Origin of the sequence: Bremerella volcania, assembly GCF_007748115.1 — a bacterium.
Classification (GTDB): domain Bacteria; phylum Planctomycetota; class Planctomycetia; order Pirellulales; family Pirellulaceae; genus Bremerella; species Bremerella volcania.
This window is the reverse complement of sequence record NZ_CP036289.1, coordinates 2,853,854-2,879,761: the sequence shown is the minus strand read 5'-3', so window position 1 is coordinate 2,879,761 and position 25,908 is coordinate 2,853,854. Positions and strand designations below refer to the sequence as shown.

Genomic DNA, 25,908 nt, shown 5'->3' with positions numbered 1-25,908 from the left:
CACCACCGGAGTCAATGCGTCCGTTAACCCCAGGGAGAACGATATTCGTTCTTAAGCAGCAGCTGCATGGCGGCTTCATCACCGACCATCGTTTCGGCCATAGGGTCCCACTTCAGTGGTCTGCCCAGAGTATGGGAGACGTATCCAAGATGCCCTGGCGTGATCGAACGGTGCGTCGTCTCCGCAGGCGAAATGCATGCTTTGCGACTCTTGATGCCGTCGAGAAAGTTCCGCATATGGTTGTCCGACAGGTAAACCTTTTTGGGGCCAGCGTCGAAATCTTTTGCGGCCCACGCCTGGTTGGAGGCTAGTAGCTTTCCGCGAGTTACGTAGACCCAGCCATCATCACCGCGGAACAGGGCACCATTCTTATGCTGGGAACTGATCGAGGTTTTGACGCCGGATGCGTATTCACATCGGATTTCATACTGCACCGGCGTGTCGTAGACGTCGGTCTCTGGGAAAGTCCAGCCAACGGCTTCTACCCTGGTTGGACCCGAATTGTCGCCATCCATTGCCCAGTGGGCGATGTCGTTGTGGTGCCCGATCCAGTCCATGAGCACGCCCCCTCCGAACGCCCGGTGTCCGCGCCACCAGCGATGATGTCGCGCCCGCATGTATGGCAGCTTAGGGGCCGGCCCGCACCACATTTCGTAATCCAGGCTTTCTGGAGGCTGACGCACCGTCGGATCGCCTTGCGGCTTTTCGTAGCCGGGGCTCAAGCCTACCTCAATCTCACGCAGGTTCCCAAGGTGCCCATTGCGAACGATCTCCACCGCCTGTCGGAATTCGGGAGAGCTTCGCTGCTGACTGCCGGTTTGAAAAATCACATCGTGCTTGTGCGCTGCCCGGTAAACGCTTTGTCCTTCCGCAAACGTGTGCGTGACCGGTTTCTCGCAGTAGACGTCCTTTCCGTTGGCGATCGCGTCGAGCGTAATCAACGCGTGCCAATGATCTGGCGTGGCAACGACCACCGCGTCAATGTCGCTGGCCGCGGTGACCTCCCGGAAGTCCTTGGTCGTTCGCAGGCCCCTGGTCGTCGGGTCCTTCTTTTGGACATACTCCGAAGTGGGCTCCAAACCAAACGCTTTTCCTTTTCCCCAAGGCTGATCGCGATAATGAATGGTATCGACGTCGCAAAGCATGGTGATTTGAGCGTCGGACGCGCGCAGCAAATCGTCGATCAAGTTCAACCCGCGAGATCCTAGCCCGATGACGCCGATACTCAGCCGATCACTCGGGGCCGTGCGTCCTTGTCCCAGGGAAGTGGCGGATAGGATAGCGGGTGCTGCCCAAGCAGCAAGTACCGACTTCAAGACTTGGCGACGTGTCGGCATGGGGTTGTCCTCCGTTCTAGTTTATCGGTCGGTTTCCGACCCTCTTCGCGAACTCATCAATCTGCACGATCCTGCCGCTGTCGACCGATTCCTGCGCGGCCAGGCAAAGCATTACCGACCAGCGACCATCTTCCGCGTTACACGCCAGGGGGCGATCGTTTTTCAGGACGTCGACGAGCATCGCAATTTGATCCTCGAGTTCAAACAGTTCGCCGGTAATCTTTTCCACGGGAATGTCTTCGACTGCTTCGCCGTTGAATCCCCGCAAAGAAAAGGTTGGATGCCGCGTCCGGTCGAGCGATCCGCTCCAGGAAGCCCACAGGGCCCCTTTGGTTCCCGTGACTTTCACGGTTTGATGGTGCTCGAAAGCGCTCAGCGTCTGGGATACGACCGCGTAAGCGCCGCCGCCAAAGTTTACTAGCGCGCTGAAGTTGTCTTGCAGCTCCGGATGATCCACCTGCCGAGAGTTGGCTAATGCCACCACGCTCTGCGGCTCGCCATTTCCGCCCAGGTACCACCGAGCAAGGTCGAAAAAGTGGATGGGCTCTTCCAGTATCCAGTTCCCGACGCGCTCGATATCGTAGCGCCATCCGTCCGAGCCTTGGCGATAGGGATTTCGCGACAGTTCGACTAGTGCGTACTGGGGAGTCCCCACATAGCCGTCATCGATCAGCGACTTCACCTTTCCCCAGAGGGACGACAACCTGAATTCATGCCCGATGGCAAGGTGCAGGTTCTTTTCTTGGGCGAGCCGCAAAAGATCGTCACACTGAGCGAGGGACGTTCCCATCGGTTTCTCAAGAAGCAAGTGACAGCCGGCAGCGAGAACCGCCATTCCGATTTCGTGGTGCAAATGGCTCGGCACGACCACATCCACGAGGTCGAGATCGACCGTCTCGAGCATCTGCCGATAATCGGTAAACACCACCGCGTCTGGGTAAGCATCCTTCGCGGCAGCGGCCGATGCTTCACTGCGCGCGGCGATGGCGGCCAGTTCAACTCCCGCCGTTTGCCGGATGGCATTCGCATGATGCTTTCCCCAAGCACCAAACCCGATCAACCCAAAACGTAGTCCGCCGTCCGACATGCAGTTCAGTCTCGCTTAGTCGTTCTCGAAGTTTGCGCACCTGGTGCGCAAGCACAGATTGGCAGCTTGCAACTCCCGGAGCAAGCATATTATTTCGATTTCGCACAAATTAGCTTAAAAAGCTATCACAGCGGATGCAACGACTTGTGCACCACTTTATTCGTTTTAGAATTAAATCCGATTTGACCGCCCAGTCGATCCTTTTCGAGCGAGCGTTTTCTTGGTTTCACGAATTGATACGGACGTTCTCCGACAGATTCAAACAGGCTCGGCCCGGTCGCGAGCCCAACTCGCCAAGCGTCTGGAAGTTTCCCCTTCGACCATGGGCAATCATGTCGATGATTTGCTAGAGCGGGGTTTGCTACGCGAATGCGTCGCCGAGACGTCCACTTCCGGCAGGCCCCCCAAGGTACTGGAACTCAATCCGGAAGCAGGCCAGTTTGTCGGGATCGACCTGGATGCCCGCGAGATTTTCGCCGCGTGCGTCGACTTCGCCCAGCGACGCCTGCGGGACCGCGTGCTGACGATCCAGAGGAAAGATCGGGCGGAAGACGTATTGCGAAAGATCGAGTCGGCGATCGAGGACGTTCTCGACGAGCACCGACCACTTTTGGGAATTGGAATCGCCTCGCCGGGGGCCATCGATATCTCGTCCGGAACCTCTTTGCACTACCAGTACATTCGCGACTGGAAGAACATTCCGCTTGCTAGGCGGTTCGGCGAGAGGTTCGGCGTGCCGATCCAAGTCGAGAATAACGTCCGTACGATGGCCTTGGCCGAACAGGCTTTTGGCAAGGCCAAACATCTCGACTCGGCGATTTGCGTCGGCAACCGCACCGGAATCAGCGCGGGGATCTTGATCCATGGCGAGTTGTTTCGCGGGCCCGACGGACTGGCAGGCGAGATCGGCAACTGGCCGGTTCAGTTCAGCAAGGGGAAGGGCACGACGCTCGAAAAGGCCGCTTCGCTGCGAAGCCTGCTGATGAAACTTGCCAAGCGAATCCGAGAAGGGGAGCCAACCTCGTTGAAACTGTATCGCAATCGAGTGACTTGGGAAGGACTCGTCGAAGCGATCGAACGCGACGATCGGCTGGTTCTCAAGGTTTTGTCCGAGGCGGCCGAAACGCTGGGGAAAACACTGGTACAAATGTCGCTGCTGCTCAATCCGAAACGAATCATCGTTTGCGGACCACTCGCCGAAATCGAAGACGCCTTCATGACGCCGCTCCAGGAATCACTCAAAGAACACTTTCCCCAGGTGAATGCGTCGCTGCCGGATGTGTGCGGATCGGAGCTTGGTCCGTTCGTTGGCGCCTTGGGGGCAGGTGCCATGGCCGCCAGGCATTGGACGCTTGACCGAGAAGTTTTTCCGTAACCGCTGGACGCCAGCCTCATAACCTTGGAAAACAAGATGAGCCATCCCACCATTCGTACCCAGCAACGTCAATGCGAAGTCGCGTGGTTTTCCGCTCTCTGCGGCGACGATTACGAGTACCTTGGTGTTCCCGACGGCAAGCTTCGTTCCTCGTACCAGCACTGCGGCGAGATCGTCCGACAAGCCGACGCGCTCGGATATCAGAACATCTTGCTCCCCTCCGGCTGGATCGTCGGGCAGGATGCCCTCGCGTTCGCGTCCGCCATGGCTCCGCAGACGAAGCAGATCAATCAACTGGTCGCGCTGCGCATGGGGGAAGTCTGGCCGCCAATGCTGGCCCGCGCGCTGGCAACGGTTGACCACATCGCCCAAGGAAGACTTTGCATCAACATCATTTCATCCGACATGCCGGGGCAGAAGGAAGACGGTAAAGTCCGCTACGGTCGCTCAAGCGAAATCATTCAGATCCTGCAGGGGCTCTGGAGCACCAAGGGACCGTTCAAGTGGGAAGGGGAGTACTACCAGATCGACCTGCCTGATACGGACAGCGCTCAACCCTATCAACAAAATGGCGGGCCGCTGATGTACTTCGGCGGTTTCTCGCCGCCGGCTCAGGACCTGTGCGCCAAGCACTGCGACGTCTTCCTGATGTGGCCTGATACCGAAGCAGGACTTGCCGAAACGATCGAAACGATGAGCCAAAAGGCAGCCGACTATCAACGCACCATCGACTTTGGCTTCCGTGCCCATGTCATCGTTCGCGAGACGGAAGCCGAAGCACGGGCCGCCGCCGAGCGCCTGATCAGCAAACTCGATCTGGAAAAGGGAAACGAAATCAAGCATCGCTCGATGGATGCCCAAAGCGTCGGCGTATTGCGACAGGACGAGCTGCGAGCCAAGAGTGACAGCCTGTACCTGGAAGACCATCTCTGGGGCGGAATCGGGCTGGCTCGCAGCGGTTGTGGAAGCGCGATCGTCGGTGACCCGGACCAAGTCCTTGCCAAGCTGAATCGTTACATGGATATGGGAATCCGTGCTTTCATCCTCAGTGGCTACCCGCACCTGGATGAATGCCAACTGTTCGCCAAGTACGTCCTGCCCAAACTTCCGACCTGCTATTTGAATCGAGTTCAAAACCGCCTGGTGCCAGATCCAGTCACACCGCTGACGACCGGCATACGCGTTTGAAAGCAGCGACAAGCCGTAGCCCATCGATCACCTCTCATCAAACCTGCCCGTAGAAATCACCAACCATGTCAGAAAAACAAACCGCCTGGTATTCCAATGTCACGCGTTACCAGTGGCTGGTCCTTGTGGTGGCATCGCTCGGCTGGATGTTCGATGCATTCGAAGGGCAGATTTATAACCTGACCCGAGGCGACATGCTTCCCGATGTGCTGGGTACCGATCTTGAAGATCCGCTGGTACGCATCTGGGGGGAACGATTCCTGGGAATCTTTCTGGTCGGCGGAACCTTCGGCGGGCTGCTCTTCAGCTCGTTGGCCGATCGCTGGGGAAGAAACCCCGTCATGGCCCTGACCATCTTGTTCTATTCCGTGTTCTCCGGGTTGACGGCCTTCGCCGGCGAGATCTGGCAGGTGGGCGCGCTCCGTTTTCTGGTGGCGATGGGAGTCGGCGGAGAATGGGCCGTTGGCGCCGCCCTGGTCGCGGAAGTATTCCCCAAGGAAGCACGCGAGCGCGCCGGAGGTATCTTTCATGCAACCAGCGTCGGAGGCCTCTGGCTGGCGGCGGCAGCCGGCTTGCTGGTCGGAAGCGAGTGGCGCTACGCCTACCTGATCGGCGTGCTGCCGGCGCTGCTGGTGCTGTGGGTTCGCATGTGCATCAAGGAACCCGAATCGTGGCAAGCGGCCCGCGAAACCAAAGCGAAACGCATGGGCAGCTTTCTCGAACTGCTGGGTACGCCTCGCTGGCGGTTTCATGCGGTCATGGGGGCACTGCTGGCGATGGTCGGCCTGGCCACGTTTTGGGGCGTCGTCGTGGCGGGTCAAGACATCGCGGCCGACTTCCTCAAGCGTGCCGGCGATGAGAACTGGTCAAGCAAATCGAAGATTGCCTTCGGCTTCATTCAAACCGCCGGAGCAGGCCTCGGCATGCTGGCCTTCGGTCCATTGAGCGCGCGGCTCGGATGCCGCAAGACATTCACGCTGATGCACCTCGCCGCGTTCGTGCTGACTCCCATAGTCTGCTGGGCGCCGTCCTACGTGGGAAGCTACGGGCTGTTGCTGTTCCTGCTCCCACTGTTCGCCTTCTTCGCCCAAGGCATTCACGCAGGCTACGCCGTCTACTTCCCCACGTTGTTCCCAACGCATCTTCGCGCAACCGGTTCCGGGTTCTGCTTCAACGTCGGAAGACTACTCGCCGCGCCGGTGCTGATTTGGCTCAGTGCATGGTTGAAAGCGGAATTCGATCTCCGCACCGCCGTCAGCTTTCTAGGCTGCTTCTTCCTGCTGGGACTCTGCTTCCTCCTGTTCCTGCCAGAGACCCACGACCAAGACCTTCCGACAGATTAGCCCAAAGCCCCATTCAACCGGCACGCAGCGCCGCGGTCACTTGGCCGACGCGATCGCTATCGGCAAGTGCCGAAACGTCACAGAAAACTCATGCCGTCGTCACAAGAGAATACGCTCGTAAATAAACTGTCGCAACGTCGTGAAGTATTCGGTCGGCGTGATCCAGCCGAACAGAAACGGACAGAGAAACAGAATGATGAGAAGCAGGGGAACAATCCGTTCGAAGCGAAGCCATGGGTTCATAGCGCAAGTATAGCAGCGTAGGCAAAACGAAGGCTAACCCAAATGCCGGTAAGGTGGCACCGACGAGATTCGTTTCTCGTGTGCCACTGGCCGCCGGCCAGTGCAATGCGGGCTCTATCCCCGATCATTTGTCGCTGGAATACCAAGGGAGCAAATCACGCGGGATCAAGCTTCGACCGTGACCTGCCACTATGGTAGCTTATGGCCTGAACGAAATGCCAGGAACTTGAGGCTCATAACCAAAGAAGAACGGCATCTGCCCTATCAACATTGGATGAACCCAAAGACACCTTTAGCTATAATCGCTCCCAGGATCCGAGAGTCCGCTCATTCTTCAACCTGTCCTGGCCGGCCCTACCATGCCAAAAAAAAGTAAAGATTCGCTGCACAACCGTTCGTCGTTTCCAACGACGAATTGGAGCGATATCGGCATGCTGAGCCAAGACGATTTCTCTATTGCAATCGGTGTGATCTGTGAAAAATACTGGTACCCGGTGTATGCGTTCATTCGGCGTCGTTGTTCAGATCCTTACCAAGCCGAAGATTTGACGCAGGCTTTTTTTGAGAAAGTCCTTGCCAGGCGGATGTTTCGGGCGGCCGACCCGGACAAGGGTCGATTTCGTTCGTACGTTTTAGCATCAGTGCGGAATTTTATGGCCAGCCACTTTGCGGCCGCGAGTTCACAGCGTCAGGGTGGAGGGCAACGGGCGTTGCCAATCGACATGCTTGTTGCCGAAGACTTGTATTGCCGAAACCGAACTACCACTTCTAGCCCGGAAGAAGAGTTCGATCGCGCGTGGGCAATCACCCTGCTAGAAACGGCGATCGATCGGTTGAGAGATGAATACGCCCAGAAGCAGCAGTTGCAGCGATTCGAACTCCTCATGCCGATTCTTCAATCGTGTCCTCTGGATTACGCTGCGATCTCGAATGCCCTGGAAATCGACGCGGCTGCGGCGAGGAAAGCTGCGTCCCGTTTTCGCCAACGCTACGGCCAACTGCTACGTGAGGAAATCTCGAGCACACTCTCAGAAACGGACGACATTGAAGAGGAGATTTGCTGGATTATTGGCCGATTTGCTCGATAAATGTCGATCCATCGGGGCTGGCACTAAAGGGGGATGGGGCTGTTTTCATCTTGATTAATGCAGCTCTTTCATTTCCAGGCAGAATCTTGGTCACAACTCGGATAAAACCCGGTATCTAATAGGGGAACACCTACCAAACATCACGGAAATCAACCGATGACCTCGACCGCCATCTGCCAAACTTGTGGCACGCCTCTTTCAACTGGGGCCCAATTTTCATTCTGTCCTCAATGTCTCGCTCGCGAAGCCCAAGCACAGCCCCAGGTAGAATTCGAGAAAACGACGACGGAATCGGCCTCGTCTTCTCACTTCACCCCACCCAGTGCCGAAGAACTGAATCAACTGCTGCCTGGTATCGAAATCATCAAGTTGATCGGACATGGCGGGATGGGAGCCGTCTATCTTGGTCGCCAAATCGTCCTCGATCGGAAGGTGGCCGTCAAAATCCTTCCGCCTGTGATTCAGTTAGCTAGTCGGCTTGAAGAGAGGTTTCAGCGCGAAGCACAAACCTTAGCCAAGCTGCACCATCCCAACATCGTCTCCGTGTTCGACTTCGGCCAGGTCGAAAAGGTTTGTTACCTCGTCATGGAATACGTCGACGGGGTCACCTTGCGGGACATGATCGCCTCAAGATCGATTTCCCCGGACGATGCACTTCAGATGATTCCCGTCATTTGCGATGCCTTGCAGTTCGCACATAGCCGAGGAGTCGTTCATCGTGACATCAAGCCAGAAAATATTCTCGTCGATCGTGACGGCCAGGTAAAAATTGCTGACTTCGGCTTGGCAAAGATCATGAATCATGATGCGTCGACCGCAAGTGAGATCGACTTCACCAAGACGCAACAAGTCATGGGCACGTTCAAATACATGGCCCCAGAGCAAATGGCTAAGAGCAAGTCGGTCGACCATCGAGCCGACATTTACTCGTTGGGCGTGGTATTTTACGAATTGCTCACCGGCGAAGCGCCGACAGGCTGGTTCCAGCCGCCGTCGAAAAAAGTTGCGGTAGATGTACGTCTGGATGAAGTCGTGCTGCGGACGCTTGAATCGGAACCGGAACGGCGATATCAACAAGCCAGCGAGATCAAGACGGCGATCGAGAGCCTGAGGGACTCGCCTCAAGCCGTCCCCAGCGAGGATAATAAAGACTCAACGCCGATGCGTTTGCACAAGCTGCTTGACGTGACCGAGTCGTACTATCGCCGTCTGCATAGCGTGACAACAATCCTTGGCTTTAGCGTTCTCCCCTTGGCAACCTTCTTGCTCTACTGGAACGTGTCACTTTGGGCGGGGCACGTCGGACTAGTAGCTTCCATTGCGATGATTGGCTATTCGATTCGAATCAAACGTCACCAGGTTTATGAAGCGACCTACAAGGGGCACACGATTCGTCTGGATAATAGCCGCATGTTTGCCGAGAGACTCTATTTGGACGATGGTCTTGTCCGCATTGGCGGCTTCGGATCGAAGATGGAGTTCCGATTCCCGATCAAGGCCGGCGAGGGACTTGGTGACGAAGTCATTGTCTGGCTCGACGCCGGGTTCTCGTCGATTCGCTGCCGAATCGAAGTCGAGTCTAAATCGTCATGACAAAGTACCGTCTCCAATGTCGAGACCGGCGTGCTACCATCGGGCTGGATGGCACAAGCGAACGGAAGCCTTCCGTGTGCCAATGGCCTCCGGCCAGTGGCACACTAAGGGCCAATCATTCGCCAGTGCCGGCCGGCCAAGGTCTTCAAAGAATTTCGCCGAAATGGACGCCAAAAAACTGGGACAGTGAAGCGAAATAGCCCTTCCGATTTCATTGCCCCAGCTCTTTTTCCTTGCAGTCAAACGATCCGGATTGGAGACCTTCAAGATGAGTTCTACGCTTGAGTCAATTACTGACGAACTGACTTCGATTATTGCGAAGACACTGAATGCGTATCATTCGGTGCCGGGCGAATCGATCAAGATTGTGGCGTTGGATTTTCATCCGTGGAACGGATTTCTTGCACTGGCAATACTTACGGAATCAGAGGTTGCAACGGACCCGTTGCTAGATGATCTAACCGAAATGGCAGCATGGAAGCACTATGACTTTGGAGCGAATCTTGACGACTGGGATGTGAATTCCATCTTGACAGAAATGAAGGCCATCTACGACGAAATCCAAGATGCGCAATTGCTATTTCAATGCTGTGCATCGGCAATGGCATCGGCGTCGGTTCAGCAGGCACTAAGCAGATATAGTCTCGCAGACGGCTTCCGTATCAGTGTCGCTAATCCCGACGACAACGTGGAATACTTCACTTGACGATTTCCAAGTGATTTTCCAATGCCTCCGTGTGAGCTTGCTTGGTCAGGCTTCCGCCTCATCATCTTCGCTGGTTCAGGCGGCTTGTATGGCAACCAGCTTGCCGGTTGAGCAAGCTTCCACGGCTTGAACACCGGTACGCCTGACGGCGGCTGCCTGGGCCTGTTGCTCAAGCTCCTATTCACCGCTAAATCTCTCTGTAACAGGTTCGCTGGAGGCATTCCCTTGTGCTCGCCGCTTTGGAAAGATGATCGATAGATTTGTTTGGATCAGACAGGCTGACTAGGGATTCGATCCATGATGTGTTGAATAACTGTCCCCTCCAAAAATTCCGCCTGCAACCTTATCGAGCCACACCCAACACCCCCTTTGACAAGAGAACACCTACCCGGTAGCATAACTCGTTTTCCCTGACTGTCTTAGAGCGACCCTCGCAAGGGGAAATCTAGCAACCTGGTCAGGCCTTAACTGGAGCAGCCACACCTGGAGGACTCTTGTGCGAGGGTCACTCCAAGATAGTTGGGGAAAGAACGAATAACTCAAAAGACTGCTTTCGAGCAATCCCCGCGATGGGAAGTTTGGTTATCTGGTCAGGCCTTAACTGGAGCAGCCAAAACTTTGCAACCTTTGTGCGGGGGTTCCTCCAGGGCAGTCTTTTTTGTTGCTCATTTCTGTGTGCCACTGGCATCCTGCCAGTGTCTTTGCAACTGAATAGCGTAGCAAATGGTACTTGTTTCGCACTCACCCAGAGGCCAGTGGCACACAGCAACAGATGATTTCCCCACCTATGCCGTGCCGTTGGGACGGTTGATTTGCCGCCAGTTGTGCGTCAAACTGCATCGTTGCCCTAGAGTTCGGGCGATCGTTGATCTGACGAGACCGAGGTCTTCGGCTCGGCGTCTCGCGTAAAGTCCTTAGCCGGTTGAGAGGGATCGTGGCTGAGCAAAATAGTTCTCCCGACTACCTGGTCGTTGCCAGGCGTTACCGGCCCCAGTCGTTCGGCGAATTGGTCGGCCAGCAGCGTGTTGCCACGGCGCTAGGCAATGCCATTTCGCGAAACAGGGTAGGGCACGCCTACCTGTTCACCGGGGCTCGCGGGGTTGGCAAGACGTCGTCGGCGCGAATCTTCGCCAAGGCGCTTAACTGCGTGAAGGGCCCGACCGCCACGCCATGCAACCAGTGCGAGATCTGCGAGAGCGTGACCGCCGGCGAAGACGTCGACGTGCTCGAAATCGACGGTGCATCGAACCGCGGCATCGAGGAAATCCGCCAGCTGCGGGCCAACATCAACGTCCGCCCAAGCCGTGCCCGCTTCAAGATTTACATCATCGACGAAGTGCACATGTTCACCAAGGAAGCGTTCAACGCGCTGCTGAAAACCTTGGAAGAACCGCCAGACCACGCCAAGTTCATCTTCTGCACAACCGACCCCGAGCGGATTCCGATCACCGTTCTGTCGCGCTGCCAACGGTTCGATTTCGGCGGCATTCTGCCGGAAGACATCGTCGGGCGGCTGCGGCACATTGTGGATACCGAACAGGTACCGGCCGATGACGAAGCGCTCAAGCTGATTGCCCGCCGGGCGAACGGCTCGATGCGCGATAGCCAGTCGCTGCTGGAACAGATCCTGGCGTTCGGCGATTCAGAGATTACCGTCGAATCGGTCCATCGCCTGTTGGGCACCGCCGACAATCAGCAGATCGTCGACCTGGCTGGACAGGTCCTTTCGTCCGACGCGGCCGGCGCACTACAAACGGTGCACGCGGTCTTTACCGAAGGGGTCGACCCAGGCCAACTGCTCGAGCAGCTGCTGCGACTATTCCGCGACCTGATGGTGCTCGGCTCTGGCGGTTCGGCGGATCTGTTGCAATCGATCTCACCTGGGGCAGTCGATGAGGCGAAAGCCCTGGCCACGCAGGCTGGCGTCGCGAAGCTATTGGCCGCGGTTCAATGCCTGGACGAGACCTTGGTTCGCCTGCACCGTAGCACGTACGGTCAGGTTCTGGCCGAAGCGGCCGTGATTCGCATTTGCCAACTGGACGATCTGGAAAGCCTCGGTTCTTTGATCGCGACGCTGAAAGAAGGTGGCCTCCCTGCGAAGTCGGCCCCAGCTACCGTCCGACCGGCGGCGCCGCAAAAAAAAACGATTGAACGCCCCGTAGAACCGCCGCCGGTACCCGATACGATCCCGATGCGCGTGGCGGAACCAGCGGCACCGGCCGTGGCCGTCGAGCCACCAGCGGGGCCGGCTCCGCAGGTTGATAAGGCCCCCCCAGAGGCCCCCAAACTGGTGATTACCGAGAAAAATGCCTTCTCGATCTGGAAAAAGATTGTGGAAGATTTGCCCGGCCTTATCGGTGATTACGCGCGTCAGGGGCACGCAGTAGCAATTTCTGGGCCAAATCGGCTAGTCGTTGATTTTTTCTCGACGTATAATTCGGCTGTCGAAGCTTTACAACGGCCCAGAAGCCAGGAAGTGCTGGAAAAGGCCTTCCGTGAGATGTGCGGAGACAGTTACGCGATCGATTTTCGGGTATTGGAAGACCCCAATGCCGGTCGAAAAGCCGAACCGCATATGTCTCCCGAGCGATCGGCTCAAGAGGGTCGTCTGAAAGCTCGACTACTGGCCGAGCAGGAACCGTTCGTCCAAAAGGCGATGGATCTGTTCGATGCGGAAGTGACCGGGGTCCGCGATTCGGAAGCCTGATCAAATTTCTGCAGAACTTGGCACGCTTTTCGCACGTACGTGAAGTTTCGGCCGATGGCTGAGCTAAACTTTGCGCGGTAGTCATGCCGTGGGCATGCACAAAAGTGTTTCACTGAGAAGGAGGACATCCGTGTTCAAGAACCTTGGCAATATCGCCAGCATGATGCAGCAGGCCCAGCAAGTGGGTCAGGATATGAAAGCCATGCAGGAAGAACTTCGCAACAAGCGTGTGAAGGGCACCGCCGGTGCCGGCCTGGTCGAAGCGATCTGCACGGGACACGGCCAATTGGTCAGCATTACCATCGACCCGAAACTGATCGCCGATGGCGATAAGGACCTGATTGAGGAACTCATTCCTCAGGCCGTCAACGACGCCCAGGCCAAAGGCAAAGAGCTGCACCAAGAGATGATGCAATCAGTTACCAGTGGACTGAACGTACCTGGCCTGGACCAGGCCCTGGCCCAGTTCGGTCAATAAGGTTTGCTTTCGGAAAGCGAACACAACAACAAACAAGAAGGAGCGGGGTGAATGGCGCAGCTGACTGAATCGGTGGTTCGATTGATCGACCAGCTTTCCAAGCTGCCTGGCATCGGCCGGAAAAGTGCCGAGCGCGTTGCCTATCACCTCCTTCGCGTGAACAAAGAAGAAGCCCTCGGCCTGGCAGACGCGATCCGCGACGTGAAAGAAAACGTCCGCTACTGCAGCCGATGCTTCAACCTGTCGGAAGGGGACCTGTGCAGCATCTGCAAAGATCCTCAGCGCGACGCTTCGATCCTGTGCGTGGTTGAACAACCACGCGACTTGATCGCGCTCGAGCAGTCCGGCGTGTTCCCAGGCCTCTACCATGTCCTCTTGGGGCGGATCGCTCCGCTGGAAGGCATCGGCCCGGACCAATTAACGATTGATGCCTTGGTCTCGCGCGTCTCCCAAGGAGACATTCGCGAAGTGATCATGGCCACCAATCCTACCACCGAAGGAGACGGCACGGCGCTGCACATTTCCAGCCTGCTGGCCGAATTCCCGGTCAAGTTAACTCGTTTGGCTAGAGGCGTTACCGCCGGTAGCGTTCTCGAGTTCGCCAACAAGGAAGTGCTTGCCGACGCCATGACAGGCCGGCAATCGCTTTAACCACAACTCGGGTGAGTTCGCTCAACAATCGAACCCACCCAACTTCGCTGAAAGCTGACGACCGCAGTCTTCTCTTCCAGCAACCACTTCCCAACAGCTACGGAATCATTCCCATGAGAATGTCCTTCGGTCTCGAGCAGAAGATGGTCCAGAAGCAAGTTCTGGCCCCACGGATGATTCAATCCATGGAAATTCTGCAACTGCCCGTTCTCGCCCTGCAAGAGAAGATCGAGCAGGAAATGAACGAAAATCCAATGCTCGAAGTTCAAGAGCAAGAAGCAAGCGACTCGGAAGACTCCTCCCAAGACGAATACGATTCGCGTAGCGATTCCGAAGAAGAATTCGTTGTCGAAGATGGCAAGGACAACGCCGACGACTTCGAACGCCTGTTGGAAATGGACCAGCAGTATCCCGATACCTTCGACGAGCGCCCGCAACGTTCTTCCGGCCAGATGGAAGAAGACGCCGAGCGCCGCATGGACGCTCTGGCCAACGTTCAATCGCGTCCTGAAACGCTGCAAGACCATCTCGATCATCAACTCTACGAACTGACCATCGAACCGCTGGTTCGCGAATGGGCCGAGCGAATCATTTCGGCCCTCGACAGCAACGGCTACCTCACCACCAACCTGGAAGACCTGCTGCCGGCCGATGCCGACGACGAACTGAAGGACACCGCTCAGGAAGCTCTGCACGTCGTTCAGTCGCTCGATCCAGCTGGCGTCGGGGCGCGCGATCTGCGTGAGTGTTTGCTGCTGCAAATCGATCCGTCGCGGATGTTCTACGACGAACTTCGCACGCTGATCATGAACCACCTGGAAGACCTCCGCGACAATCGTCTTCCTCAAATCCAAAAGGCGACCGGCTTCTCGATCGAACGCATTCAGGCCGCCTGGAGCGAACTGCGCCGCTTGGACCCCAAACCAGGCTCGATCTACAACGACTCGCACGTCGCGAACGTCATTCCCGACCTGATCCTCGACATCGACGAGGATGGCCGCTACGTCGTGCAGGCCGAAGATCGCGACATCCCTCAGCTGCGGATCAGCAACTACTATCGCGAACGTCTTTCCAGCCCGACCGCCACGCGGGAAGAGAAAGAGTTCATCAAGCGAAAGCTGAACGCCGCCCAGTGGCTGATCGACGCCATCATCCAGCGCCAGAATACCCTCAGCCGTGTCGCCCAGGCAATCGTCGATTATCAAAAGGACTTCATCGACAACGGCCCGGAACATATCACGCCGCTGAAGATGCAACAGATCGCCGACCAGGTCGGCGTGCACGTGACGACCGTCAGCCGGGCCGTCGACGACAAGTACATCCAAACCCCGCGAGGCATCTTCCCACTCAAAGCGTTCTTCGCCGGTGGTACGGTGAACGAAGCTGGCGAGGAAGTGACCTGGGATCAAATTCGTCTGCGGCTGCAGGAAGTCATTGACAACGAAGACAAAGCCAAACCGCTGTCGGACGACGACCTGGTCAAAAAGCTCAAAGACGACGGCCTCAACGTTGCCCGCCGTACGGTGACCAAGTACCGCAAGAAAATGGGCATCCCCAGCTCGCGCCAACGACGCGACTGGTCGAAGAAGTAAGACGTTACCACTTCGCGGGAAATGTGAGGATCGTCTCGCATGTCACTGGAGCCTGATATTTCGGAACGAATTCAATCGGAGTTCACCCCCGAAGATCAGGCTCACGTTTTAAATATGCTCAAGCAGTCACGGCACACCGGCCGCGTTGCCCGCTGCATTGTCTTCGCTGCGCAAGGATCGCTCGACAAGCTCTCATCCATGATCGAGTTGGCCAACCTCGACCCGCGCGACGCGATCATGGCCGGCGAGTATGACGCAAACCGGGATCGGCTGCGCGACCTGGGCAGTTCGTTTCTGATCGATTCGCCTGAGAAGTTCTGGATCTCTCAGGTCGCGAACCAAACAGCTCAGCGAAATTTCTCTTTGATCGAAATCAAACAACAACGAGTCCCCGCCAGCGCGGACGATCCAGCGACCAGCATCCTCGTTCGCACGGCCATCTTCCAGGGGCCACACGACCGTTTGACCATCGAAAACAAAAACCGAACCTGGCGAATCGTGGGGGAAGAAACGCGACTAAAACGTTTCTTCATGGATCGAGTCTTTCACCACGAGAAAGAGTTCATCGAAAACCTAGGCAGCTACCTCACCGTTCGCCCAAACGCATAAAGCACTAACGCATAATGCGATCAGCGCGCACGCTTCCGCCCCCTCTCCCCCGAGGGGAGAGGGCCAGGGTGAGGGGTTATCCCCGCCGGCCTGAAAGCGCATGCGCGGCCGACGTTCGCGATAAGCTCGGAACGAATCTTGCGCAGTTTCTTACGCCGCCCCCTTGGGGCTATCACAATCAAGGCGGCCCGCGTTCGTTAGCCGTTTCGACTTGTCGTGTTTCGTTGTTGGACGCCATGCTCGCGTCCTCGTGGGCATGCTTTTCCTGCTTTTCGATCGCACGAAGCACGCGTTTGCGTCGTGTGGGCGTGATGATCTGCTTGGTTTCGGCTCGGGAGACTACTTGGGGCGGCGTTTCGCTTGGCGGTTGCTCTTCGCTCGAAGCCGCTTTCACCGGTGCGTTGAGTTCCTCTTCCAGCGCATCGATCTCGGCCTGTTTCGCGGTGATCTCCTCGATCAACTGCAGGTTGAGCTTTTTCATGCGGTAGAACATCCACGCGTACAGCCGTGCGGCTTCGTACGTGAGGGGTTCGCGCAGCGGTTGCCGTAGCCGGTAACGCTTTCGTTCCTCGTAACGCGTCACGGCGTCGCGCTCGCGCGGTTCTCGATTTTCGCCTGAATCACTTCGCGAACGTTTGGGCGTTAGGCCGTTGGGGACCAGGGGAGGATCGATTTCGGGGAACTCGTAGGCGTTGATTTCCGGATCGATTTCGACCACGATGCTGTCGGCCCGGTAGTGCGGTCGATCGGGGTCGAACGCTTCAACAGGCGGCTCGTCGCGGGAAACGTCCTTCCTCATCGCGGCCTGAAACGCGGCTTCTTCTTGGGCTTCTTGCCGCCGAATGATTTCGTTGAGCGTGGCCGATTGCGGCCGAGGCGTTCGTTTCGGAGGGGCCATCTTCGGCGGCCAGAATTTCTTGGAAGTCGACTCGTTGGCAGGCTCTTCCTGCAAGACCATCAACACTTCTCCGCAGCAAGGGCAGAGAAGCCGGTTCCCATCGCGCACGGCAACCTGCGGAGCGTGCGCGGATGCGTTCGCTCCATGTTTTTCAGGTTGTGGTGCGTGTTGATGGGACATGACGTTTGAGTGTGTTGAAGGTGTTAGGGACGAGAAAAACGAATGGTGAACGTTTGGTATCACCCTTGGATTCGAGTTCTTCCGAGCCCCAACGGGGCGGCAGAATCATGAATGACACATAGGTTCTGTCGCCCTTTCAGGGCTTGGTTTTTTCTGATCACCTACCAGGGGCTAACGCCCCTGGCTATTCTCTGTCGCCCCGTTGGGGCTGAGAGGGCGTGCCCACGCGGATGCGGGCTTGGCACCCGGAAGCAAGATAGCTTCATCGGGTGTACGTGCAATTTAGAGGACTAGCGCTTCAGTGAGATAGTGCGCGCGGGAAAAATTTTTTTGACCACGGATTACGCGGATATCACGGATGGGAATGAATCGAGAACGGGTACCAACGTCGCACTGCCGGGGGCGGCAGTGGCACCCACATACCATTTCTCTTCTATCCGTGTTTATCCGTGTCATCCGTGGTTGGTCTTCTCTTTTTGCATTTGAGAAGTTGGTACCCGGTTTGCCCTTCACCCTGGCTCTCTTCCCTTCGGGGCCGGGGCTTGTGCTTTCGTCGTTCGTAAACAATCAGCCCCACCAGCTGGCCCTTCGGGGTTGTTCTGCCTGTACCGAAAGGTGGGGTTGGTTGCGTGGCAGCGGTTGTCGGTGCGATCGACATTCTGTTGATCGCTGCCCCCTCAAAAGCACGATGCCTGAGAACATGATTCTACGCGTTATGCCCGCTAGCACTTTCACGACGCTAGCACCGCATAGACGGAACGAATCGGCTGGTCCGTGTAAAAGCCCGAGCCAGTTAACGAAGCATTACCTTTTGAGCATGGAAAAGCTCACCGGTTGTGGCGGTGGCTGAAAGGAATTCAGAAATGAAATTGCGTCACACGCTCGTTGCGATGTTTGCCTGGTTCACGGCGACGTCCGCACTGTATGCCCAAACGGATAACATCTTCCGACCGGTTTATCTTGCTCAAGACCCGGTGATGGCACCGATGTCGTTCGAGAAGCTCGACAACCTGACCAACGCCGAGCATTACCCGGCTACCGCCGGCAGTGCGGCATGCGGCCCGGCTTGCGGTTACTGCCGCGCCGGCTGGCGGATGGGCGTGGAAGCCACGTTCCTGGCCCCGATGGGAGGCAACCAGGCCAGTTGGACCTTCGTCAACACAACGACTTCCATCACCGATAGCTTTTCGACCGATGCCCACGGCATTGACGGAATCGTGCCGGCACCGCGCCTGTGGGTTGGCTACGTCTGCGACAACGGCTGGGGCGTGCAGTTTCGCTACTGGGAACTGAACACCAGCTCGAACTACGCGGATCCTTACTTCCTGACCGGCGACACGTTCGGCTTCGCCTCCGGCACGAACCTTGAAATGTTCGCTCTCGACCTGGAACTGGTCAAAGAGTTTTGCATCGGCGACTGGCACATGGTCGGCACGTTCGGCTATCGACACGCTCAGCGCGATTTGAACGAAACGATTGGATTCAACGGCAACATTGCCCGGCCAGGCGGCTTGGGTGGCGGCAACGACATCTTCGCTGGTACCGCTTCGGGCATTTCCAACTTTGAAGGAGACGGCCTGACGTTCTCGCTGTCGGGCTACCGCTGTGCGGACTGCTGCTGTGGACTGCAGTGGTTCTGGAACGCTCGCGGCTCGGTCCTGTTTGGCGACACCTACGCCGGTGCTTTGACGCACGCTCAAATGATCAGCCCAGGCGGCGACGCCAACCAAACCAACGGCGGCTTTGCTGGCGACAGCGATACGATGTTCATCGCCGAGTTCCAGGTAGGTGCCCAGTGGAGCACGCCACTGAAGTGCATGGGTGGCCGCTTCTTCGCTCGCGGGGCCTTTGAATATCAGCACTGGGGTGAGCTGGGAGCAGCGGCCGGTGCCACTTCGACCGTGGGTGAAATCAATGTCGGCGAGTTGACCATGAACGCGTTGGCTCCGTCCGATTCGCTCGACCTGGTCGGTTTCGCCATCTCGACGGGAATCGTTTGGTAACGCGGCACATTAGGCACACATAAGGTTCCCTAGCATGGAAGTTTCAAAGCCTGCAAAGCTCGCTTCCCGAAGGATCGACACGATGATGCGAACACACCTGACACGCCCTCGGCACAACTGGCTGGCCCATTGCCTTCGCTCGGCATTGATCGCCGGGGCAGCCGTGTTCATCGGGCAGGCCTCGACCGCCAGCGCGCAGTGGGACTACGGCTCGTCCAATAGCTTCCGCATCGACGAACCCCTGTTCGTCGCGTCCGACTTCGAGGACGACTCGCTCGTTTGGCGCTACGGCACCAATTCGATCATGCCGGTATCGGCGCTGCAGGAAGAGCCTGGTGCGTTACCGCCGCCTCTTCCGCTGATTCCAGAAAATGGCAAGGTCGAACTGGTCGAGCCGCCGGTCAGCCAAGATCAGGAATATGGCGAGCCGCTGGAAGACTTCAACGTTCAGTTTCTACGTACCGCCAGCGTCCTTTTGGATCCCGGCCAATGGCAGATGGACGTCGGGCTGGTTTACGCCAAAGCCGACTACGATTTCCCGATCACCCTGAGCCCTTCCGGCGTTGGCCGGGCCGACCTCAAGCGTCGCTCGCTGTTCGTGCCGTTCGCGCTGCGATACGGTCTGACCGATCGCATTCAACTTTCCGGCAGCCTGCCGATCGGCTGGGCGCATCAAGAGTATTCGTCGCTGGGTCTGTTCGATCAGAACACCGACAGCGGCGGCATCGGCGACCTGGAACTGGGCGTGAACCTGTTATGCCGCGAAGGGTGCTACGGCTATTCGCCGGACGTCATCCTCAGCTTTGGATTGACCGCCCCAACCGGTGATGCCGAATACGCCGTCAACGGGCTGACCCAGGCCACGCTGGCCAACGGCGTGTGGGCTCCGTCGGTTCAACTGCTGATGATTCAGCGTTATGATCCGATCATTTACTTTTACGGCCTCGGCTACCGCTATCAGGCCAAGCGTGAATTCAACGACCGCGACGTCTTCTACGGTCACCAGTTCACGTACAACTTCGGCGTTGGTTTCGCGGTGAACGATCGCATCACGCTGAGTACCGCCTTCCTGGGGCTTTATCAAACCGAAACCCAGCTCGATGGCCTGGGCGTGCCTGGCTCGATGCGGGAACTGATGCGACTTCGTTTCGCCGCGACCACGTATCGCTGCGGTCGAATCGTCGAACCGTTTGCTGAAATCGGCATGTCCGATGACGCGGCGGATGCCGTAGTCGGTATCGTCTGGACGTTGTAATCATCGCTGGAGAAACTCCTTTGAGTTACCCAAGGATCCAATCGCTGATCGTACCGGTTATCGCCGTTGGCGTCGTCATGACGCTGGCCGCAGCCGCCTCGGCCCAGACCCGGTATCAGTATGGGCCGCCGGTTCGCACGGCGGACAACAACGTTCAGGCCTACGCCCGGACGTGGACGGCGATCCGCGATCAGAACATCGTCAAGCAGCAGCGCGACTACTCGTGCGGCGCCGCCGCGCTGGCCACCATTTGCCGTTACTACTGGGGCGACCCCGTCACCGAGAACCAGGTGCTCGACGTCATCGAAAAACAACTGACGCGGGAAGAGCTACAGGAACGCTTTCAAAACGGGCTGGCTATTTCCGACCTGCGACTGACGGCGGTGAAGCTCGGGTACCTTTCGACCATTGGCCGCTTGAGCATGTCGGAACTGGCCGACGTGAAGGTCCCATTGATCGTGGCGATTCGCCTGGAAGAAACGAACCACTTTGTCGTACTTCGCGACATGGCCAACGGCTGGGTGTTTCTCGCGGACCCGGCACGCGGCAATCTGCGGATCCCGCAATTCGAGTTCGAACGAATCTGGATCGAGAACGCGGTGCTGGTGGTGGCCAAGCAGGGGAAGACGAAGTCGGATGTGTCACAATTGGGAGTGCGACACGAAGAGATGGCCCGCGGCTGGCTCGACGATCAGATCATCCGAACCTTCCCCGAAAAACCGTTCCGACTGCCGTTCCCCGCGTACCCTTAGTCTTGGCGGGAACATCAAGAAATAGAAAACGGCCGCGTCGAGATACTCCGACGCGGCCGTTTTTTGTTTGGCTGTTGGCCAGTCGCTTAGCGACCAGCGAAGGCCCACGAGCTACCCGTGGCATAGGTGCCCAGGCTAATCGTGTTGCTGTAAACTGGAATGTTGAACGGGCCGGTGACGGTTTGGTTGTAGATAATACCGGTCTGGCTGCTGTTGCCACCAGCGGCGAAGTCGATGCCTGGACCGAAGTCGCCAGCACCGTAAACGGTGGTCTGCGAGCTACCCAGGAAACGGGACGTGCCAAAACCGAAGGCAATCGCGAAGGTACCACGTACGTTCTTGCCTTCTTCGTCGCTCATGACGCTCAGACCCGACAGGCCCATCGAGGCCAGGGTGGCTTGATCGACGTTACCGTTTGGTTCGGCGGCACCAGCGTCCGAAACCAAAGCGAAAGAAGTGAGAGCAACCGCCAACAGACATGCCAAAGCTTTCATCGTGTTTCTCCATCGAAACAAAAATTTGAGACAGATTCAGGCACGGCCCCACCGCTTGAGGCCCCCCCTGAGTGACTGAAAAAGTGCTGCATTAGTCCCGATTGTAGTTACGGGTATAGATATCTCGATGGGATAAAATAGAGGAATTACCCAGATTTTGGGGATTAAAGAGAGGTTAACGGCGGGGGAAGATAGCACCGCGTACCGATGCATAATGCCACCTGAAGATTCGTGGCATGTTGTTACGGGCACACAACTTAGTGCCCGCTGGTTCAGGACTGGAGTGAAGAAATCAGTCGCTGAAACCGGCAGTCCATGTGACTGCGTTGAGTCCTAGAGTAATTGCCAGCTGGCACATCTCAAGGGTTGGTGGAAGAAAAGTTGGCTTGGTCAGAGTCAGAATGCCATCGGCTGCTGGCGACACCTCTGTGTGCCACTAGCTTGCGACCGGCCAGTGCATTGCGGTCTCCACCGCTAATCAATTGTCTCCTGAACCACCGCGCCGTTAGTTGATAAGAAATAGTATCTGACGAAACGTCGAAAACGACAGCAAGTGCAAGTGGGATTGGCCCTAGAGCCGAAGTCTGCTTGCCAAATGATAGCCGTTTAGAGTTGTCAGAGCAGTGTGGCATACAGAGGTTTTCGTCCTCCCAAGTGACGCTCTTCCCGTCTCCTCATTGATTATGCTATGTCGCGCCAATAGTCCCCTGTATAACTCTTGCTGCCTCCTCATAACGTTCTTAGTAAAGGTCATCTGCGGGCCCTCAATCCGAATGCACCAATAGCTCTAAACATGAAAGCAGAGGGTTAATGCAACTTGCAAATCAAAAGCAAACGCTCGTGGATGCATTGATGGATGCATTCCGACGCCCTGCCGAACTGGAAATGGTGGTCTCGAACGCTGACTTAGGAACACGCTTCGTCAACTTTCTTGCGGCTCCCGGAACGACCTACGACCAAGCGGTCTTCAATCTTGTTGACTGGGTGGAGTCTAGAAACCTGGTGATACGATTCCTTCAGGCCGCCATACAGGCAAACAGCGGGAATCCTAAACTTCAGGCTTTCTACAGACAGTTCCTAGATTTATCAGATCGCTACAACCTACTTTCTCCAAATCTTGCCATTGAATCAGCTGAGGCTATTGTCCTACCGAACGTTACGATTGAACAAGTGGGGCAATGGTTAGATCGCATGAATACGATGCGCAGGGCGATTTGTAGAATCGAACCCCAGCCGGAATCTCAGTCGATCGAAGGATACGGTACTGGTTTTCTGGTGGCCCCAAACATCGTGATGACCTGTTTTCATGTCGTGAGTTCCTTTTGGAGCGATCCCTCGCGAGCAAACAACGTAAGGATCCGCTTCGACTACGAACGCGGTCTCGACGGCTCTATCAGTCGAGGAACGGAAGTCGCCTTATTGACAACACCCGCTCATGTCGAAGCCCCATTTCCCTGGCAATGTTTTTCAAGTCCAACGTCGAAACTCGACATTGCACTCCTTCGACTGTCGTCTCTGGTTGAATCAAAAGAGTTGGAAGGAACGCCACGCGAGCCCCTGAAACTAGTGCCAAGGCAATTTCGCTCCGGAGACCCGATTCTGATTCTTCAGCATCCTATGGGAACGACGCAGGGCCTTGCATTTGGTGCTGTGAACCAGGTCAGTTCAGAGACTCAAGTTCTTTATGATGTCAACACGCAGCCAGGTTCATCGGGGTCTCCGTGCCTCACTCAGGACCTCAAGGTGACAGGCATTCACCGCTGTCATGCCGGTATTGCCAATGGAGGAGTGCCTTTCACGGCTGTTTTGCCCGACCTGCAGATGAACTTGCCAGAGGCTACCTCTCTAGGATTATTAGGAAATACTTAACCAACGATATTGTCGTGTGGACTTCTGATTCGATCGTGACGGAAACCCAATGACCGATAAGTTGCTTTTTGATCGTCTGATGGCGACAGTCAGGACAAAGTCTGAACTGGAAAGACTCGTGGGTTTGTACCTGGACGAAAGACTTGCTTCCATCACGAACGGGGACAATCTAGCGGACGACATATTTCGCCTGATCGACTGGGGCGAGGCGAAGGGACGATTAGCCGATATCCATAAAATGGCAGCGGCGGCGCAGCAACATGCGAACAAAGACGACTTCTTGGGGCGTATGCCTACATCGGAACTTGCGGTTGAACTGGAAGGCTCGGAAGAGGAACTTGTTTCGCGTCACAAAGAATGGATCGAGGCGAGGAAGCAAGCTGAGTACCGCAAACACGATCTTCACGGTCGTACCCTCGCAGGGAGGTTTCTGGTCAATAAGTTCATCGGTGCCGGTGGTGTCGGGAGCGTTTGGAGTGCATACGATACGGCTCGACGAAAGATGGCGGCGATCAAGACGCTCCACTACCATATTTCGTCCGTAATCATGAAGGATCGCTTCTTTCGTGGAGCACGCGTGATGTCCAACCTCAATCACGCGAACATTGTCAAGATTTTGGAGCCCTTTGGTTCCGAAGATGACCTAAGTTTTTTTGCGATGGAATTAATAGACGGACCCAACTTCGAGTCATCGGTCCGTCAACAACTTATCTCAGCGGAAGATGCGATGGTGGGGATCATACGCGTCTCCAAGGCGCTACATTACGCACATTCGCTGGGTTATGTACACCGTGACGTCAAACCTGCCAACATCCTCATCGACGAGGCCACGAAGGAATTCAAACTTACCGACTTCGACCTTGTCAAGTGCGACGATTCAGCGGGTTTCACACTAACGGGCGGGCTCGGAACGTGGGTTTACTCGGCGCCCGAGGCGAAAGTTGCCGGACGAGATGCCGACTTGCGAGCTGATATCTTTTCACTCGGCATGACAGCGGTATTCGTGATTCTGGGAAAAGAACCACCGCCATTGGCTGCTTATGATCCGGCCGCATTTCTCGAAACCCTCCCTTGCAGCGAGGCCGTCCGAAGCGTACTCGAGAAGAGCCTTGAATTAAGCGCAGACTTACGTTTTTCGACGGCCGAGGAGTTTGCCGAGGCTCTTGAGATCGCTCTCTCCGACAAAGAAGCGCCAGGCGTCAACGTTGAAGCGAAGCAAGCGCTCAATCGTCTTCCGAAGAACGCTCTGTTGACTCTCATCAATATTGAATCACAGCTGGAGGCAAACGATTTCAACATCTCCGAGAGCCTAGCTCACATGAAAGCAGCCTTTTGGGAAATCGGCAAAACACTCGTCGTAATTAACGCGTACGTGTGGGACGCAAAGGGAGAGTTGACTCGTTCTGCGAGCACGGAAGAACGAGAAAGTGACATTCCGATTGACGATACCGTTCAACGTCGAGTACGCGATGAGGGAGAAGTACTGTTAACATCGCCCAATACGGCCAGTTCGCTTTTCGACGGACGCATCCTCTATCTTCCGATCGCAGAGTCCTTCGGATTCTCACATGGGCTAGTTCAAATATACAAGGTGACTCTCCAGAGGTTTAAGCCCTCGGAGGTTGCCGTCGCCCAACGCCTATGTAAGGCATTGGTAAATCGTGCTGTCGCCAGTTCATCCATCCAACTAGCGAGAGATCGAAGTCTAGCCGCTCAGACCAGGGATGTCATGCTTGCATCCACATTTCCGACAATACTGGGATACGATATTGCTTGTATTCAAGTAAAAGCGGGAGTCTATTTAGGGGAGTACTGCGAGGGAATTCCGTTGCCGTCCGGCGAAAGCCTCTTCGTCATTGCGGAAGCATTAAGACATTATTCTTCAAGTCTCGCGGAACTAGCATTCCTCCGTGGTTTCGTCACATCGTTTCATCGTGAAAACGTAGATCTGGCGGCAGAATTAGCTGAATTCAACAATCGATTTACTAAGATAACGGACGAGGATAGATTTCTGGTGGTCCTATTCATGTTGATTGATCCCAAACTCGGCAAGGTGACAATAGCAAATGCTGGTCATGGCCCGCCGTTTCTTCAGCGGCCAAATCAAAGAGCTTCTCCTGTTGGTGAAGAGGGAATAGGCTTGCCTTTAGGAATTGTGGAGGACATGGAATATGATCTGACTGAAGTCATGATGCAGTTGGGAGACAAGTTGATCTTGATCTCGGATGGGGTTAACGAGGCAATGAACTCAGCTGGTGATATGTACGGTTACGATCGACTTTTCGATAGACTGAGTCACCTGGAGGGAAGTTCCCAAAGCATTTGCGAGGGAATTTTATCGGACATAAACAAGTTCCGTGCCGGTGCTGAACTCTATGACGACATAACCATTGTCGTGCTTCAAAGAGAATCTTAATTGGGTTTTGCAGAGCCAAGAGAGCGAGGGGCAGCTTTCCTACC

At 56.2% G+C, this 25,908-nt stretch carries 20 protein-coding genes and 1 other RNA gene; 17 read left to right on the top strand and 4 right to left on the bottom strand.

Annotation, left to right across the window (positions count from 1 at the left end):
* Positions 1 to 23: 23 nt before the first annotated feature.
* Together Pan97_RS11785 and Pan97_RS11780 are read right to left on the bottom strand one after the other, a co-directional pair.
* Positions 24 to 1,337 (bottom strand): Gfo/Idh/MocA family protein, encoded by a 1,314-nt coding sequence (locus tag Pan97_RS11785; protein WP_144972744.1) that lies wholly within the window; start codon positions 1,335 to 1,337, stop codon positions 24 to 26.
* 16 nt (positions 1,338 to 1,353) lie between these two features.
* Positions 1,354 to 2,424 carry a Gfo/Idh/MocA family protein gene (locus Pan97_RS11780; protein WP_144972742.1) on the bottom strand — a complete coding sequence of 357 codons (1,071 nt, stop codon included), beginning with the start codon at positions 2,422 to 2,424 and terminating at the stop codon, positions 1,354 to 1,356.
* A gap of 220 nt (positions 2,425 to 2,644) precedes the next feature.
* Between Pan97_RS11780 and Pan97_RS11775 the strand changes: the two genes are divergently transcribed.
* From Pan97_RS11775 to Pan97_RS11720, 12 genes are all read left to right on the top strand, one after another.
* Entirely contained in the window at positions 2,645 to 3,799 is a 1,155-nt protein-coding gene (locus Pan97_RS11775) for an ROK family transcriptional regulator (RefSeq protein ID WP_144972740.1), read from the top strand.
* Positions 3,800 to 3,835: 36 nt separating this feature from the next.
* A complete protein-coding gene (locus Pan97_RS11770) occupies positions 3,836 to 4,987 on the top strand; it encodes an LLM class flavin-dependent oxidoreductase (protein ID WP_144972738.1) in 1,152 nt (383 codons plus the stop codon).
* 65 nt (positions 4,988 to 5,052) lie between these two features.
* Positions 5,053 to 6,330 carry an MFS transporter gene (locus tag Pan97_RS11765; RefSeq protein WP_144972736.1) on the top strand — a complete coding sequence of 426 codons (1,278 nt, stop codon included), beginning with the start codon at positions 5,053 to 5,055 and terminating at the stop codon, positions 6,328 to 6,330.
* A gap of 602 nt (positions 6,331 to 6,932) precedes the next feature.
* Positions 6,933 to 7,661 (top strand): RNA polymerase sigma factor, encoded by a 729-nt coding sequence (locus tag Pan97_RS26815; RefSeq protein WP_144972734.1) that lies wholly within the window; start codon positions 6,933 to 6,935, stop codon positions 7,659 to 7,661.
* A gap of 156 nt (positions 7,662 to 7,817) precedes the next feature.
* On the top strand, positions 7,818 to 9,254 hold the full coding sequence (locus tag Pan97_RS11755) for a serine/threonine protein kinase (protein ID WP_144972732.1): 1,437 nt from the start codon (positions 7,818 to 7,820) through the stop codon (positions 9,252 to 9,254).
* A 268-nt stretch (positions 9,255 to 9,522) separates the two neighbouring features.
* Positions 9,523 to 9,960 carry a hypothetical protein gene (locus Pan97_RS11750; protein ID WP_144972730.1) on the top strand — a complete coding sequence of 146 codons (438 nt, stop codon included), beginning with the start codon at positions 9,523 to 9,525 and terminating at the stop codon, positions 9,958 to 9,960.
* A 420-nt stretch (positions 9,961 to 10,380) separates the two neighbouring features.
* An RNA gene (gene ffs, locus Pan97_RS11745) (signal recognition particle sRNA small type) lies at positions 10,381 to 10,476 on the top strand.
* 418 nt (positions 10,477 to 10,894) lie between these two features.
* The gene (dnaX, locus tag Pan97_RS11740) at positions 10,895 to 12,667 is read left to right on the top strand and encodes a DNA polymerase III subunit gamma/tau (protein ID WP_196782368.1); all 1,773 of its coding nucleotides are present in this window, start codon (positions 10,895 to 10,897) and stop codon (positions 12,665 to 12,667) included.
* Positions 12,668 to 12,797: 130 nt separating this feature from the next.
* On the top strand, positions 12,798 to 13,145 hold the full coding sequence (locus tag Pan97_RS11735) for a YbaB/EbfC family nucleoid-associated protein (protein WP_196782367.1): 348 nt from the start codon (positions 12,798 to 12,800) through the stop codon (positions 13,143 to 13,145).
* Between the two features lie 51 nt (positions 13,146 to 13,196).
* Positions 13,197 to 13,796 carry a recombination mediator RecR gene (gene recR / locus Pan97_RS11730; RefSeq protein WP_144972726.1) on the top strand — a complete coding sequence of 200 codons (600 nt, stop codon included), beginning with the start codon at positions 13,197 to 13,199 and terminating at the stop codon, positions 13,794 to 13,796.
* Positions 13,797 to 13,909: 113 nt separating this feature from the next.
* Complete coding sequence (gene rpoN, locus Pan97_RS11725) at positions 13,910 to 15,388, top strand: RNA polymerase factor sigma-54 (protein WP_144972724.1); 1,479 nt, start codon at positions 13,910 to 13,912, stop codon at positions 15,386 to 15,388.
* Positions 15,389 to 15,427: 39 nt separating this feature from the next.
* Positions 15,428 to 15,997, top strand: coding sequence for a hypothetical protein (locus Pan97_RS11720; RefSeq protein ID WP_144972722.1), 570 nt, complete (start codon positions 15,428 to 15,430; stop codon positions 15,995 to 15,997).
* Positions 15,998 to 16,175: 178 nt separating this feature from the next.
* On the opposite strand, the gene Pan97_RS11715 is transcribed toward Pan97_RS11720, so the two are convergent.
* Entirely contained in the window at positions 16,176 to 17,075 is a 900-nt protein-coding gene (locus tag Pan97_RS11715) for a hypothetical protein (protein WP_144972720.1), read from the bottom strand.
* Between the two features lie 863 nt (positions 17,076 to 17,938).
* Here Pan97_RS11715 and Pan97_RS11710 point away from each other — a divergent pair.
* From Pan97_RS11710 to Pan97_RS11700, 3 genes are all read left to right on the top strand, one after another.
* Complete coding sequence (locus Pan97_RS11710) at positions 17,939 to 19,078, top strand: hypothetical protein (RefSeq protein ID WP_144972718.1); 1,140 nt, start codon at positions 17,939 to 17,941, stop codon at positions 19,076 to 19,078.
* 82 nt (positions 19,079 to 19,160) lie between these two features.
* Complete coding sequence (locus Pan97_RS11705) at positions 19,161 to 20,333, top strand: transporter (protein ID WP_144972715.1); 1,173 nt, start codon at positions 19,161 to 19,163, stop codon at positions 20,331 to 20,333.
* A gap of 20 nt (positions 20,334 to 20,353) precedes the next feature.
* The gene (locus tag Pan97_RS11700) at positions 20,354 to 21,085 is read left to right on the top strand and encodes a C39 family peptidase (protein ID WP_144972713.1); all 732 of its coding nucleotides are present in this window, start codon (positions 20,354 to 20,356) and stop codon (positions 21,083 to 21,085) included.
* Positions 21,086 to 21,171: 86 nt separating this feature from the next.
* Here the strand turns inward: Pan97_RS11700 and Pan97_RS11695 are convergent, their stop codons facing one another.
* Positions 21,172 to 21,579, bottom strand: coding sequence for a hypothetical protein (locus tag Pan97_RS11695; RefSeq protein WP_144972711.1), 408 nt, complete (start codon positions 21,577 to 21,579; stop codon positions 21,172 to 21,174).
* Positions 21,580 to 22,389: 810 nt separating this feature from the next.
* On the opposite strand from Pan97_RS11695, the gene Pan97_RS11690 reads away from it, so the two are divergent.
* Positions 22,390 to 23,448: a trypsin-like peptidase domain-containing protein gene (locus Pan97_RS11690; RefSeq protein WP_144972709.1), complete on the top strand. Its 1,059-nt coding sequence runs from the start codon at positions 22,390 to 22,392 to the stop codon at positions 23,446 to 23,448.
* 49 nt (positions 23,449 to 23,497) lie between these two features.
* Positions 23,498 to 25,864: a protein kinase domain-containing protein gene (locus Pan97_RS11685; RefSeq protein ID WP_144972706.1), complete on the top strand. Its 2,367-nt coding sequence runs from the start codon at positions 23,498 to 23,500 to the stop codon at positions 25,862 to 25,864.
* Positions 25,865 to 25,908 lie beyond the last annotated feature (44 nt).

Excerpts from the sequence above, each read along its gene's own strand:
- Pan97_RS11785 (WP_144972744.1), bottom strand. The coding sequence starts at position 1,337 with ATGCCGACACGTCGCCAAGTCTTGAAGTCGGTACTTGCTGCTTGGGCA.
- Pan97_RS11780 (WP_144972742.1), bottom strand. The coding sequence starts at position 2,424 with ATGTCGGACGGCGGACTACGTTTTGGGTTGATCGGGTTTGGTGCTTGG.
- Pan97_RS11770 (WP_144972738.1), top strand. The coding sequence starts at position 3,836 with ATGAGCCATCCCACCATTCGTACCCAGCAACGTCAATGCGAAGTCGCG.
- Pan97_RS11765 (WP_144972736.1), top strand. The coding sequence starts at position 5,053 with ATGTCAGAAAAACAAACCGCCTGGTATTCCAATGTCACGCGTTACCAG.
- Pan97_RS26815 (WP_144972734.1), top strand. The coding sequence starts at position 6,933 with ATGCCAAAAAAAAGTAAAGATTCGCTGCACAACCGTTCGTCGTTTCCA.
- Pan97_RS11755 (WP_144972732.1), top strand. The coding sequence starts at position 7,818 with ATGACCTCGACCGCCATCTGCCAAACTTGTGGCACGCCTCTTTCAACT.
- Pan97_RS11750 (WP_144972730.1), top strand. The coding sequence starts at position 9,523 with ATGAGTTCTACGCTTGAGTCAATTACTGACGAACTGACTTCGATTATT.
- recR (WP_144972726.1), top strand. The coding sequence starts at position 13,197 with ATGGCGCAGCTGACTGAATCGGTGGTTCGATTGATCGACCAGCTTTCC.
- rpoN (WP_144972724.1), top strand. The coding sequence starts at position 13,910 with ATGAGAATGTCCTTCGGTCTCGAGCAGAAGATGGTCCAGAAGCAAGTT.
- Pan97_RS11720 (WP_144972722.1), top strand. The coding sequence starts at position 15,428 with ATGTCACTGGAGCCTGATATTTCGGAACGAATTCAATCGGAGTTCACC.
- Pan97_RS11715 (WP_144972720.1), bottom strand. The coding sequence starts at position 17,075 with ATGTCCCATCAACACGCACCACAACCTGAAAAACATGGAGCGAACGCA.
- Pan97_RS11710 (WP_144972718.1), top strand. The coding sequence starts at position 17,939 with ATGAAATTGCGTCACACGCTCGTTGCGATGTTTGCCTGGTTCACGGCG.
- Pan97_RS11705 (WP_144972715.1), top strand. The coding sequence starts at position 19,161 with ATGATGCGAACACACCTGACACGCCCTCGGCACAACTGGCTGGCCCAT.
- Pan97_RS11695 (WP_144972711.1), bottom strand. The coding sequence starts at position 21,579 with ATGAAAGCTTTGGCATGTCTGTTGGCGGTTGCTCTCACTTCTTTCGCT.
- Pan97_RS11690 (WP_144972709.1), top strand. The coding sequence starts at position 22,390 with ATGCAACTTGCAAATCAAAAGCAAACGCTCGTGGATGCATTGATGGAT.
- Pan97_RS11685 (WP_144972706.1), top strand. The coding sequence starts at position 23,498 with ATGACCGATAAGTTGCTTTTTGATCGTCTGATGGCGACAGTCAGGACA.